The 12,467-nt window shown below is 73.5% G+C and carries 10 protein-coding genes; 4 read left to right on the top strand and 6 right to left on the bottom strand.

The annotated features are described in order from the left end of the window. Positions 1 to 339 precede the first annotated feature (339 nt). Entirely contained in the window at positions 340 to 732 is a 393-nt protein-coding gene (locus ACEZDE_RS11340; protein ID WP_380535184.1) for an SCO5389 family protein, read from the top strand. 103 nt (positions 733 to 835) lie between these two features. On the opposite strand, the gene ACEZDE_RS11335 is transcribed toward ACEZDE_RS11340, so the two are convergent. Then, complete coding sequence (locus ACEZDE_RS11335; protein ID WP_380535681.1) at positions 836 to 1,951, bottom strand: LLM class flavin-dependent oxidoreductase; 1,116 nt, start codon at positions 1,949 to 1,951, stop codon at positions 836 to 838. 361 nt (positions 1,952 to 2,312) lie between these two features. Here ACEZDE_RS11335 and ACEZDE_RS11330 point away from each other — a divergent pair, with 361 nt between their 5' ends. Continuing rightward, a complete protein-coding gene (locus ACEZDE_RS11330) occupies positions 2,313 to 2,645 on the top strand; it encodes an ATP/GTP-binding protein (protein WP_380535182.1) in 333 nt (110 codons plus the stop codon). Positions 2,646 to 2,649: 4 nt separating this feature from the next. Here the strand turns inward: ACEZDE_RS11330 and ACEZDE_RS11325 are convergent, their stop codons facing one another. Next, positions 2,650 to 3,417 (bottom strand): ABC transporter permease, encoded by a 768-nt coding sequence (locus tag ACEZDE_RS11325; protein ID WP_380535180.1) that lies wholly within the window; start codon positions 3,415 to 3,417, stop codon positions 2,650 to 2,652. A gap of 5 nt (positions 3,418 to 3,422) precedes the next feature. Then, positions 3,423 to 4,346, bottom strand: coding sequence for an ATP-binding cassette domain-containing protein (locus ACEZDE_RS11320; protein WP_380535178.1), 924 nt, complete (start codon positions 4,344 to 4,346; stop codon positions 3,423 to 3,425). Between the two features lie 107 nt (positions 4,347 to 4,453). Here ACEZDE_RS11320 and ACEZDE_RS11315 point away from each other — a divergent pair, with 107 nt between their 5' ends. Further along, entirely contained in the window at positions 4,454 to 5,251 is a 798-nt protein-coding gene (locus tag ACEZDE_RS11315) for an alpha/beta fold hydrolase (protein ID WP_380535176.1), read from the top strand. 66 nt (positions 5,252 to 5,317) lie between these two features. On the opposite strand, the gene ACEZDE_RS11310 is transcribed toward ACEZDE_RS11315, so the two are convergent. From ACEZDE_RS11310 to mce, 3 genes are all read right to left on the bottom strand, one after another. After that, the gene (locus ACEZDE_RS11310) at positions 5,318 to 6,253 is read right to left on the bottom strand and encodes a cellulose-binding protein (RefSeq protein ID WP_380535174.1); all 936 of its coding nucleotides are present in this window, start codon (positions 6,251 to 6,253) and stop codon (positions 5,318 to 5,320) included. 111 nt (positions 6,254 to 6,364) lie between these two features. Continuing rightward, positions 6,365 to 10,321: a hypothetical protein gene (locus ACEZDE_RS11305; protein ID WP_449341704.1), complete on the bottom strand. Its 3,957-nt coding sequence runs from the start codon at positions 10,319 to 10,321 to the stop codon at positions 6,365 to 6,367. A 225-nt stretch (positions 10,322 to 10,546) separates the two neighbouring features. After that, a complete protein-coding gene (gene mce, locus ACEZDE_RS11300; RefSeq protein ID WP_380535170.1) occupies positions 10,547 to 10,978 on the bottom strand; it encodes a methylmalonyl-CoA epimerase in 432 nt (143 codons plus the stop codon). A 201-nt stretch (positions 10,979 to 11,179) separates the two neighbouring features. Here mce and ACEZDE_RS11295 point away from each other — a divergent pair, with 201 nt between their 5' ends. Next, a complete protein-coding gene (locus ACEZDE_RS11295; protein ID WP_380535168.1) occupies positions 11,180 to 12,355 on the top strand; it encodes an acetyl-CoA C-acetyltransferase in 1,176 nt (391 codons plus the stop codon). Positions 12,356 to 12,467: the final 112 nt, after the last annotated feature.

Raw genomic sequence — 12,467 nt, 5'->3', positions numbered from 1 at the left:
TTTGATACGTACACGCCAAAAGCACATCCGCGGATGCGGCCGACGGCGCGTCCCGGGATGCCGTGAAAGGGGGTCAGGATGCCGATGACCGGTGCCGCCCCCCAGCTCTGGCCGATTCCGGCCGTGCTCAAGGCGGATTGTGAAGTTCCGCCCCCAGCATCGGAGTTCCCTGAGACGCTGGTCCGTACACCTCTCCGAAACCGGGAGGTATGCGGCTCTGCCGTACTGGCGGGCGGGGCGGGTCTCCCCCGATCCCTCCCCGTTCGTACCGCAGCCCCTTCGCACCGCAGCACCACCTCGGAGGCCGCCCGGCTCCCGAGGCATGCGAGAGGAGAACCCATGTCGCTCGACGTCTCACCGGCCCTCCTTGACAAGGCCGAGCGAGGCGAGGTCGACGAGAGGGAATTCGTCGACTGCGTCCGTACCTCCCTGCCCTATGCCTGGGCCCTGATCAGCTCGTTGGTCGCCCAGCAGAAGGTCGACGGCAGTGAATTCGCCGACAATCAGGTCCCGCCGCCCTCGGAGCAGGCCCGCGGCCAACTGCTCCGCGCGATGGCGAGTGATGCGATCCGGGGATCGTTGGAGCGGCACTTCGGTGTCCGCCTGGCGTTCCAGAACTGCCACCGGGTGGCGGTCTTCCCGCCCGGTCCCGGGTCTGAGGCCCGGTACGCGCTGTTCACCTCGGTCCGCGCCCAGCTGCTCAACCAGTCCGAGGAACTCCGGGACTGCTGACGGCTGACGCCCCGTTCCCCCGCCGACGCCCCCGACGTCGGCGGGACGGCGCGGCCCCGCCAGGAGCCGCCTGCGCCCCCGGCGACGGCCTGATGACGACCGCTCAGGCCAGCAGCGGCAGCACCTCGCCCCCCAGCCGGGCGACGTTCCGCAGGGTCGCCTCGCGATCGCCGGAACCCTCCACCAGCAGCGCGAAGCGCCGCACCCCGGTCCGCTCGGCCGTCGCCGCCAGCCGGTCGGCGCAGAGCTTGGGAGTCCCCACCGCGTGCAGGTCGCAGAGCAGCTCGGTGTACTCGTGCGGATCGCGCATCCGGCGCTCCCGCCCGTCCACCGTGCGGTGCGCGGACAGGCCGTAACCGAGCCAGCCGGGCATGGACTTGAGCAGTACCCGGCGCGCCTCGGCGGCGCTGTCCTCGATCTGCGCGACGCCCGCGGCCATGTGCTCCGCCTCGATCGCGTCGATCTGCTCCGGGGTGCGCCCGGCCTCGCGCGCGGCGCTGCGGTAGAGGGCGACCATGGCGGCCTTGTCGTCGTCGCCGGAGTGCATCCCCAGCAGCATCGGCACCCCGCGCGCGGCGGCCAGCCGGACGGTGCCGGGGGAGGTGCAGGCGACCAGCACCGGCGGCCCGGCCGTGCCCGCCGCACCCGTGGGCGCCGCTCCGAACGCCGCCCCGCCGGCGTACTCGGGCCCCTTGCTGCCGCCCGGCAGCGGCAGCGGCAGCGGGTGCTCGGTGGCCCGGGGGACCACGGCCACCTCGGGGAAGGAGTAGCGCGGTCCGGACGCGCCGACCCGGGACGAGCGCAGCCAGCGCAGCAGCAGGTCCAGCGCCTCGGGGAAGCCGCTCTCGAAGGCCTCCACGCCGCCGCCGAAGACGTCCAGGTCGACCCAGGGCCCGCCGCGGCCGACGCCCAGCGTGAACCGGCCGCCGGAGGTGAGGTGCAGCAGCGCGGCCTGCTCGCCCAGCGCCACCGGGTGCTGGGTCGGCAGCACGCTCACCGCGGTGCCGATCCGGATCCGGCTGGTGCGGCCGAGCAGCAGCGCGGCCAGGGTCGCCGCGGAGGGGCAGACGCCGTACGGGACGAAGTGGTGCTCGGCCAGCCAGACGCTGTCCAGCCCCGCCTGCTCGGCGGCGACGGTGGCCGACACCGCCCGGTCCAGCGCCTCCGCGTGGCCCTGCCCGGGGAACTGCGCGGCGAGCAGGAACGCGCCGGTGCGGATCGGCCCGGCGCCGCCGCCGAGGGCCCGCGCGGCGGGCCTGGCCACCGTACGGTGGTGGATGCGCTGGTGGGGCACGGTGAGCCCGCCGCCGGTGCCGCCGCTGCTCTTCCTCGCCGCGATTCTGGTCCTGCCCGACATGGATTCAACTCCTCGGTCCCGCGGGGAACTTCGGTCCCGCCTTCGCTCTGGAGTAACTCATGTCATGTGCCGCTGGCACACGAATTCGGGCTGAGAGGACCGATAACGGGTGGAATTGGGGTTGCCCTCTGGATCAATAAGAGATCTTGTGCTAATGCACGATCCACGCGTTCCGGCCGCTACCCTTGGAGGGTCCAGCATCCTCGCCCGCCCAGGGGGAACCGTGTCACCGCGCCGAAGTCGCCCCCGTGGGAGTGAACCGCCGGAACCGCGTTCGAGCGGCGGTGGCGGCTGGTTCACCGAGCAGACCGAGAGCTACCGCGGCGAGGACTGGCGGGTCCGCCCGGTGGCCGGCGACAGCGGCAAGTTCTACCGCTGCCCCGGCTGCGACCAGGAGATCCCGCCCGGTGTCGGCCACCTGGTCGCCTGGCCCGCCGACGAGGTCGGCGCGCTCGGTGGCGTGGACGACCGCAGGCACTGGCACCGCGCCTGCTGGAACGCCAGGAACCGCCGCGGCGCCGCGGTCCAGCGCGGCCGCAACGCCCCGCGCTACTAGGCGTCTAGGCGTCGCGGCGCTTGAACAGGACGTAGCCGCCGAGCAGGCAGGCGGCGGCCCAGGCCAGGCAGACGAAGATCGCGGCGTAGGGCCCGTACGGGATGTCGTTGCTGAGGACGACCTCGGACATCCGCCGCCCGGCGCTGTCAGGGAAGTAGCGGGCGACCGTCTTGACCTTGGGGACCGCGGTCAGGATCGGGGAGATCAGGAAGAAGAAGGGCATCAGCAGCCCCAGCGACAGCACCGGCTTGCGCAGCATGAAGCCCACGCCCAGCGACAGCACCGCGATCAGGGTCATGTAGAGGGCCATGCCGATCACCGCGCGCAGCACATTGCGGTCGCCCAGCGAGACGCCGTGCGAGCCCAGCAGCGCCTGGCCGAGGAAGAACGTGGTGAAGGCGGTGACCAGTGCCACCGGCAGGACCAGGGCGATCAGCACCGCGGTCTTGGCCAGCAGCAGGGTGGCCCGCTGCGGCACCGCCGCCAGGGTGACCCGGATCATCCCGCTGCTGTACTCGTTGCCGACCACCAGCACCGCGAAGACGATGACCGCCAGCTGGCCCAGGAAGATCCCGGAGAAGCTGGTGTTGGTCGCGTCGAAGGTCAGCTTGTCGTGGTCCGACATGCTGTTCCACTGGGCGTTGGTGACCAGGCAGATCACCGCGCCCAGGCCGACCGTGACCACGAAGGCGGACAGCAGGGTGACGACGGTGGACCGAACCGTCTTGATCTTGGTCCACTCGGAGAGCAGGACCGCTCCGGGGCTCGCCATGGCAGTCAGCTCTCCTTCGTCGGCTCGGCGCCGGTCCGGTACTCCACCGATTCCGAGGTCATCTGCATGAACGCCTCTTCCAGCGAGGCGCGCTGCGGGCTGAGCTCGTGCAGCGCGATACCGCGGTCCCGGGCCAGGTCGCCGATCGCGGCCGGGTCGCCGTCGACCACCTCGAAGCCGCCGTCGGGGTGCGGGGCGGCGCTGATCCCGGCCCCTGACAGGGCGTCGAGCAGGGCCTCCGGCTGCGGCGTCCTGACCCGGACGAAGCCGTGCGAGTTCTGGTCGATGAAGTCGTTCATCGACACATTGGCCAGCAGCCGGCCCCGGCCGATCACCACCAGGTGATCCGCCGTCAGCGCCATCTCGCTCATCAGGTGCGAGGAGACGAAGACCGTCCGCCCCTCCTCGGCCAGTGACTTCATCAGGTTGCGGATCCAGAGGATGCCCTCCGGGTCGAGGCCGTTGACCGGCTCGTCGAACATCATGATCTTCGGGTCGCCCAGCATCGCCGCGGCGATGCCCAGCCGCTGCCCCATGCCCAGCGAGAAGCCGCCGGAACGCCGCCTGGCCACCTCGCGCAGCCCGACCAGGCCGAGCACCTGGTCCACCCGGGAGGTCGGGATGCGGTTGCTCTGCGCCAGCCACAGCAGGTGGTTGTAGGCGGTGCGGCCCGGATGGACGGCCTTGGCCTCCAGCAGCGCCCCGATGTACTTCAGCGGCTCGTTGAGCTGGTTGTAGTGCTTGCCGTCGATGGTGACCGCGCCGCTGGTCGGCCGGTCGAGGTCCAGCATCATCCGCATAGTGGTGGACTTCCCGGCGCCGTTGGGGCCGAGGAAGCCGGTGACCACGCCCTCGGGCACCCGGAAGCTGAGCGCGTCCACCGCGAGCGTCTCGCCGTAACGCTTGGTCAGCTCGTGGACCTCGATCATCGCCGCTCCCTGGGGGTGTGCCTGGCTCCGGTCACTTTGCGTCAGAGTAGGACATAACGGACGGTGTCGCCCTACGGGTTCGGCCGAGCGGGCCATACCCTGCACCCATGACCGATCGAATCTCCGTGCGTGAGACCGGGACCGGCACCCCGCTGGTGCTGCTGCACGCCTTCCCGCTCTCCTCCCGGATGTGGCAGCCCCAACTGGACGAACTCCCGGGCACGGACGGCAGCGAGGCCCGGGTGCTCGCCGTCGACCTGCGCGGCTTCGGCGGGACCGGACTCGACCCCGCGGACGAGCCCTCGCTCGACCTGCTCGCCGACGACGTGGCGCTGCTGCTCGACCGGGCCGGGATCGAACGCGCGGTGGTCGGCGGCCTCTCGATGGGCGGCTACGTGGCGATGGCGCTGGCCAGGCGGCACCCGGGGCGGCTGTCCGGGCTGCTGCTCGCGGACACCAAGGCCACCGCGGACACCGAGCAGGCCCGCGCCAACCGCGAGCGGATCGCCGAGGCGGTGCTGGCCCGCGACAGCGTGGCGCTGCTGCTGAACGAGCAGGTCCCCTCACCGCTGCTGGGCGCCACCACCGCGGCCGAGCGCCCCAAGCTGGTGGACCGGCTGCGCCGGATGGTCGGCGAGGCCCCGCCGGAGGCCGTCGCCTGGGCGCAGCGGGCGATGGCCGCCCGCCCCGCCTCGCTGGACGTGCTGGCGGAACTCGCGGTGCCGGCCCTGGTGGTGGTCGGCGAGGAGGACACGATCACCCCGGTGGCCGACGCCGAGGCGATGGCCGCGGTGCTCCCCGACGTCGTCCTCACCGTCATTCCCGCCGCCGGGCACCTCTCCTCACTGGAGGCCCCGGACACCTTCAACTGGGCCGTCCGCGGCCTGCTGGAGCGGGTGCGGTAGCCAGCCTGCGACGAAGGCCCCGGCCCGCCCCGCGAGGGGGCGCTCCGGGGCCTTCGTCGGTCGCGGTTAGCGCGACTGCTGCGCGGGCACCCCGTGGGTGATCGCGTCGTCGTCCGGCTGGGCCGCCGCGGCGACCGCCGCACCGGTGAGCGTGGCCAGCATCTCGCGGACGTTGGTCAGCTGGGCGTTGATGCTGTCCCGACGGTTCGTCAGCGCGGCGAGCTCGCGCTCGGACTCGCTGCGGATCCGGTCGGCCTTGGCGTTGGCGTCCGCGACGATGTCCTCGGACTGGCGCTGGGCCGTCTCGACCGTCTGCCGGGCCCGGCGCTCGGCGTCGGTGCGGAGCTTCTCCGCCTCCAGCCGGAGCTGCTCCGCGCGGTGCTCGATCTCCGCGAGGCGCTTCTCGGCCTTGGCCTGACGGGCCGCCAGGTCGCGCTCGGACTGCTCCCGGCGCTTGGCCAGGTTGGTCTCGAAGTCGGCGGCGGCCTGCGCGGCCTTGGCGCGGGTCTCCTCGAAGAGGGCGTCCGCCTCCTCGCGCTTGTTCTGCGCGTCCTTGGCGGCCTCGGCGCGGAGCTGGGTCGAGTCGCTCTTGGCCTTGTCGACGATGCGCTGGCCCTCGTCCTCGGACTTGGCCTTGCGGTCCTTGGCGTAGGTCTCGGCCTCGCTGCGGACCTGCTGCGCGGCGGCCTCGGCCAGCTCACGGTGCTGCTCGGCGGCGCGACGGGCCTCCTCACGGAGGTCCTTCGCCTCTTCCTCGGCCAGGCGCAGAATCTTCTCTACCCGCGCCCCGAGCCCTGCGTACGAGGGCTCCGCGTCGGTGACCTGGGCCTGTGCGTTCTGGGTTTCGAGGTGGAGTTCCTCGATGCGCTTCTCTAGAGCGGTGATGCGGGCGAGGGCGCTGTCCCGGTCTGCGACCAGCTTGCTGATGCGCTCGTCGACCTGAGCACGCTCGTACCCGCGGCGCACGGTGTCGAAGCCGTGCGGAGAGTGTGGATCGCTCATGGGGTGGAGTTCCTGTCGTATGCCCGGTGAGGTGTGGGGTGAATAGGCGAATCCTGGCACGGATTCGGAGTGTCATCGGTTGAAAGCCCGTGAAGAGTGGAGAATGTCCGCTCAATCGGGTGGTGTGGCGTCACCGAGCTTGCCCCCCAAACGGGTTCCCCCCGCTCTGGGCGCGCCCGCGCCGACGCCTGCCGGGGTCGCGCCCCGGCCACCGCTCGTCCGGCTTGCCGTACTTCCCCCGTTGCCGTTCGTCTTGCCCGACCCGGACCCTGACGACGGAGCCTCGAAGGACTCCAGGGCCTGCAGGACATCCTGCACCCGAGCGATCTCGGTGTTGATGTCCTTCCTGCGGTTGACGAGTTCGTCGAGTTCACGACGCCCCTCGTCGGTGATCCGCTGGGCCTCCGTCAGCGCTTCGTCGGTGAGCTGCTCCGCCTCCTCGCGGGCGCGGGCCAGCTCGTCCTCGGCGGCCTGGGCCGCCGTCTTGCGGGTCCGCTCAGCGGCCTCGGCGGCGGCGGCCCGAAGCTGCTCCGCCTCCGTCCTGGCCGTGGCCAGGTGCTGTTCGGCCTCCGCCTCGCGGGCCTCCGCCTTCGCGGTGGACCCGCTGAGTTTCTGCTCCGCCTCCTTCAGCAGCCCCTCCGCCTTGCGGACGGCTGCCAGGCGGACCTTGCTCGCCTCGGTGGACGCGTCGGACTGCGTCTCCGCGGCCTCCCGCTCCGCCGCGGCGACAAGCTCTCCGGCCTTCTCCTCGGCCGCCGCGACCAGGGCCGCGGCCTGCTCCCTGGCCTCGGCCAGGGCCCGCGCGGCGTCCCGCTGGGACTCCTCGACCTGCTCGGTCGCGGCGGTCACCAGCTTGTCGACCCGCTCGCCGGCCGCCTTCATCGCCTCCGCGGACTCCTTGCGGGCCCGCTCGTGCAGCGCGGTGGTCTCGGCGTCGGTGCGGTCGCGCAGCTCCTCGGCCCGCTCGCGTATGGCGGTGGCGTCCCCGCGGGCCTCCACCAGCATCTGGTCGGCGTCCGCGCGGGCCCGCTCGACCAGCGCGGCGCCCTCGGCGGCGCCCTCCACGGCCAGCCGCTCGGCCTCCTTGCGGGCGGCCGACACCATCGCGTCGGCCTGCTCCTCGGCGGCTGCGGTGGTGGCCAGCGCGGCGGTCTCGGCGTCGCCGGTGACCGACTCGGCCAGCGCCTCCGCCTCCTCCACGATCCGGGCCGACTCCGCGGCGGCGGCGGCCCGGACCGCCTCGGCCTCGGCGCGCAGCGCGGCGGCCTCGTCCCGTCCGGCCACCAGCGCGGCCTCGGCCTCGGCCCTGATCCGGGCGGCCTCGTTGGCGACGGACTCGCGCAGCGCGGCGGTGTCGGCCTCGGCGTTGGCCCGGAGCCCGCCGGCCTCGGCTGCGGCGTCGTCGCGCATCCGCCCCGCGTCGGCCTCGGCGGCCTGCCGCAGCTGGGCGGTCTCCCGCTCGGCGGTGGCGCGCAGCTGGGTGGTCTGCTGCTCGGCGGCCTCGTGCATCCCGGCCACCGACTGGCGGACCTGCGCCGCCTCGTCCTCCGCGCCGGCCAGGGCCAGCGCGGCGGCGGCCTCGGCCTCGGCCCGCACCCGGGCGGCCTCGGTGGTCGCCAACTCCCGGACCTGCCCGGCCTCGCGCCCGGCGGCGGCCAGCTCGTCCGCGGCCTCGGCCCGCAGCCGTCCGGCCTCGGCCTCGGCGGCGGCGAGCAGCTCCGCGCGCTCCCGGTCGGCCCGCTCGGTGGCCTCGGCGGCCTCGGTCCGCAATGCCTGCGCGGCGGCCTCGGCCTCGGTGCGCATCCGCTCCGCGTCGGCCTGGGCGCTGCCCAGCAGCTCCCCGCGCTCCCGGTCGGACTCCGCCGCGGCGGCGGCGGCCTGCTCGCGCAGCCGGGCCGCCTCGGCCTCGGCCTCGGCCAGCACGCTGTCGGCCAGCTCCTGCGCGGCGGCCCGGGAGGCCTCGGCCGCGGTCAGCGCCTCGGCGGCGTCGCCGCGCAGCCGCTGCGCCTCCGCGTACTCCGCCTCGATCTTCCCGGCCGACTCCGACCGCAGCCCGGCGACCTCGGCCGCGACCAGCTCGCGCAGCTCCACCGCGTGCGCCTCGGCGGCGGCCAGCGCCTCCGCGGCGGCGGCCTCGTCCGCCTCGGCGGCGGCCCGGCGACGCTCCAACTCCGCACCGGCGTCGGCGTAGTCCTGCCGGGCCTGCTCCTGCAGCGCGGACGCCGCGGCGGACGCCTCGTCGGCGCGCTCCCCGGCCAACTGCTCGGCGGCCAGCAGCACCTGGTCCCGCTCCTGCGCGGCGGCGGCCAACAGCTCCTCGCGCTGCCGCTCGGCCTCGACCCGCAGCGCCTCGGCGGCAGCCGCCGCCGCGGCGGCCGACTCGGCCGCGGCGCGCTCGGCCGCCGCGACGATCTCCGCGCGCTCCCGCTCGGCCTCGGCCGCGGCCTCGTCCCTGGCCTGCTCGGCCGCACCGCGCAACCGCTCGGCCTCGGCCCTGGCCCGTGCCAGCACCGCCTCCGCCCGGCTCTGCACCTCGGTGGCCTGCTCATTGGCCCGCTCGCGGAGCTTCGCCAGCTCCACCGCCGCGCCGCCGCGCAGCTCGTCCGCGTCCGCCTTGGCCCGGACCAGCAGCTCCTCCGCGGTCTTGGCGGCCTCCTCGATCTGGGCTATGGCCTGCCGCCGGGCCTCACCGAGCCGGTCGTTGCGCTCCCGCTCGGCCTCCGCCCGCAGCTCCTCGGCCTCGGCCCGGAGCCGGGCCGCCTCGTCCTGGTGCGCCTGGATCTGGTCCAGCGCGGTGCCCTGCGCCTGCTCGACCCCGGCCCGGCTCTCCGCCCGCAGCCGCTCCACCTCGGTCCTGGCCTCGGCCCGGATCCGGTCGGCCTCCTCGGCCGCCGCCGCCCGGGTCTCCTCCGCCTCGCGGGTGGCCCGGCCCAGCACGTCCTCCGCGGTCCGCGCGGCCTTCGCCAGGTGCACCGTGGCGCTCGCCGCGCCCTCGGTCCGCCCGGACTCCTCGGCCTCGCGGCGCAGCGTCTCGGCGGCCTCCTCGGCCTCCGTCCGCAGCCGTTCCACCTCGGCCCGGGCCTGCTCCAGCAGCTGCTGCGCCTCCGCGCGCACCTGCTCGGCCTCCTTGGTGGCCGTGGCGACCATCCTGGCGACCTCGGACTTCGCGGTGGCGGTCCGCTGCTCCCCGGCCGCCTCCGCGTCCGCCTGCACCCGCACCGCGGCGGCCTCGGCCTCGGCCCGCAGCGCCTCCGCCTCCTGCCGCAGCCGCTCGTACTCGGCCCGCTGCTCCTCCGCGGCCCGGCGCAGCCCGTCCCGCTCGGCCTGGACCTGCTGCAACTGCTCGCCGACCTCGCTGTGCGCGGACAGCTTCACGCGCTCGGCCGAGTCGGTGGCGTCCTGCGCCTGCGCCGCGGCGGCGGTCAGCAGCCGCTCGGCCTCGGACCTGGCCCGCTGCAGCACCTGGTCGGCCTCGGCCCTGGTGGACTCGACGTCCGCGGCGACCTGCGAGGTCGCCTGCTCGGACACGGCCATCGCCTCGGCCCTGGCCGACGCCAGCAGCCGCTCCGCCTCGGCCCGGGACTCGTCCAGGATCCGCCGGGCCTGCTCCTCGGTCCCGGCCCTGGTCTGCTCGGCCCAGGAAACGTTGTCGTTGACGTGCCGCTCGGCGTTCCGGCGCAGTTCGGCGAGCTCGTTCTCCAGCTGCCTGCGCCGGTTCTCGGCCTCCGACTGCCACTCGGCCTGGACCCGCGCGGAGCGGTCCGCGGCCTCCTGCATCACCCGCTGGGTGGCGTTCTGGGCCTCGATCCGCATCCGCTCGGCGTCCGCCCGCAGCTGCTCGGCCTGCATCTCGGCGGTCCGCAGGATCTGCTCGGCCTGCCCGGAAACGGAGTCGAACGCGCGTGGCTGGGCGAGCTGCCGACGTGACTCGTGCAGCTTCGCCCGCAGAACCTCCACCTGGTAGGCGAGGTCCTCGGCATGTGTGACGGCCTTCTCCCGCTCCGTTCGCAGCCGATCCATCTCGGCCTCGAGCTTGGAGAGGTGATCGTCAGCCTCGTAGCCCCGCACTCCGCGGTCCCATCCGTCTCCTGGTCGGGTCGCCACCGCACGGCGCTGGGCCGTCCGAGTGAGCTCCTTGGTGTCTCTTGGATGTCCATCCTGCCTCAGGAAGACATGGTGACAGATCCCAGGGTCGCAAATCCCCCCGCCCGCCAGCCCCCTCGCACCGAGGCACCGGCGTATTTTCTCACGTCACGGGCCTGGTGCGCAGGGGGGTGGCCCCGTTTTCTGTTGTTACCCGTGAGTCGCCGCGGAGGTGACCAGCTCAGTCAGCACGCCCCCGCAGTCCTTGGGGTGCAGGAAGGTGATCCGCGACCCCATCGACCCCGTCCGCGGCTCGTCGTAGAGCACCCGGACGCCCTTGTCCCTGATCGCCGCCGCGTCCCCGTCCACGTCCGCGGTGCCGAACGCGATGTGGTGCACGCCCTCGCCGTTCTTCGCCAGCCACTTGCCGACCGCGGAGTCCTCCCGGGTCGGCTCCAGCAGCTGCAGGTAGGAGGCGCCGCCGTCGCCGGTGTCATTGATCTTCAGCATCGCCTCGCGCACCCCCTGCTCCTCGTTGACCTCGGTGTGGAACACCTCGAACCCGTACGTCGCCCGGTAGAACTCCACCGTCCGGTCCAGGTCGGTACAGGCGATGCCGATGTGGTCGATCCGCGTGAGCACGATTTCTCCATCCTGAGGGGTTGCCGTCCAGTGCACCGCAAACCGCCGCCCGGCGAAACCCGGCCCCACCGTGCCCGTGATCACACCTGTCCCCGGGTGACGACGACGTTACGCATCAGTACATTGGGCGGAAACCCTGGATCGCAGTGACCGTGGCAGCGCCGCGCCCAGACCTTCATCGCAGCAAAGGGGCTACGAAGAATGAGCAACGTGATCGTCGCAGGCGCACGCACCCCGATGGGACGCCTGCTCGGCTCCCTCAAGGGCTTCTCCGGCGCGGACCTCGGCGGCATCGCCATCAAGGAGGCCCTCGTCCGCGCGGGCATCACCGGCGACCAGGTCCAGTACGTGATCATGGGCCAGGTGCTGCAGGCCGGTGCCGGCCAGATCCCGGCCCGCCAGGCGGCGGTCAAGGCCGGCATCCCGATGAACGTGCCCGCGCTCACCATCAACAAGGTCTGCCTCTCCGGGCTGGACGCCATCGCCCTGGCCGACCAGCTGATCCGGGCCGGCGAGTTCGACATCGTCGTGGCCGGCGGCCAGGAGTCGATGACCAACGCCCCGCACCTGCTCCCGAAGTCGCGCGAGGGCTACAAGTACGGCGCGGTCGAACTCCTCGACGCGATGGCCTACGACGGCCTCACCGACTCCTTCGACGGCATCCCGATGGGCGAGTCCACCGAGGTCCACAACACCCGGCTCGGCATCGACCGCGCCTCCCAGGACGCGATCGCCGCCCGCTCGCACCAGCTCGCGGCAGCCGCCGCCAAGAACGGGGTCTTCGCCGAGGAGATCGTCCCGGTCGAGATCCCGCAGCGGCGCGGCGAGCCGGTCCTCTTCTCGGCCGACGAGGGGATCCGCGCGGAGACCACGGTCGAGTCCCTGGCCAAGCTGCGCCCGGCGTTCACCCGGGACGGGACGATCACCGCGGGCACGTCCTCGCAGATCTCCGACGGCGCGGCGGCGGTCGTCGTGATGAGCAGGGCCAAGGCCGAGGAGCTCGGCCTGTCCTGGATCGCCGAGATCGGCGCCCACGGGAACGTGGCCGGCCCGGACAACTCGCTGCAGTCGCAGCCGTCCAACGCGATCGCCGCGGCGCTCGCCAAGGAGGGGCTGACCGCGGACGACCTCGACCTGGTCGAGATCAACGAGGCGTTTGCGGCGGTCGCCGTCCAGTCGGTCAAGGACCTGGGGATTTCCCTCGACAAGGTGAATGTCAACGGCGGCGCGATCGCCCTGGGTCACCCGATCGGGATGTCCGGCGCGAGGCTCGTCCTCTCGCTGGCCCTGGAACTGCGGCGCCGCGGCGGCGGGGTCGGCGCGGCAGCGCTGTGCGGGGGCGGGGGACAGGGCGATGCCCTGATCGTCCGCGTCTAGCTTTGCCTGCGGCGCGGGGCGTTGCACTGGGCTGGGGTTTGCCTGCGGCGCGGGGGGTTGCATGGCAGCGCCAGTTGGTTAGTTGGGGTTGGCCGGGGAGGTCAGTTCGGCC

The sequence above is a fragment of the Streptacidiphilus cavernicola genome (genome assembly GCF_042510955.1).
Taxonomy (GTDB): Bacteria; Actinomycetota; Actinomycetes; order Streptomycetales; family Streptomycetaceae; genus Streptacidiphilus; species Streptacidiphilus cavernicola.
Note: the sequence above shows the minus strand (reverse complement) of the source record. Positions and strands in the feature narration are given on the sequence as shown.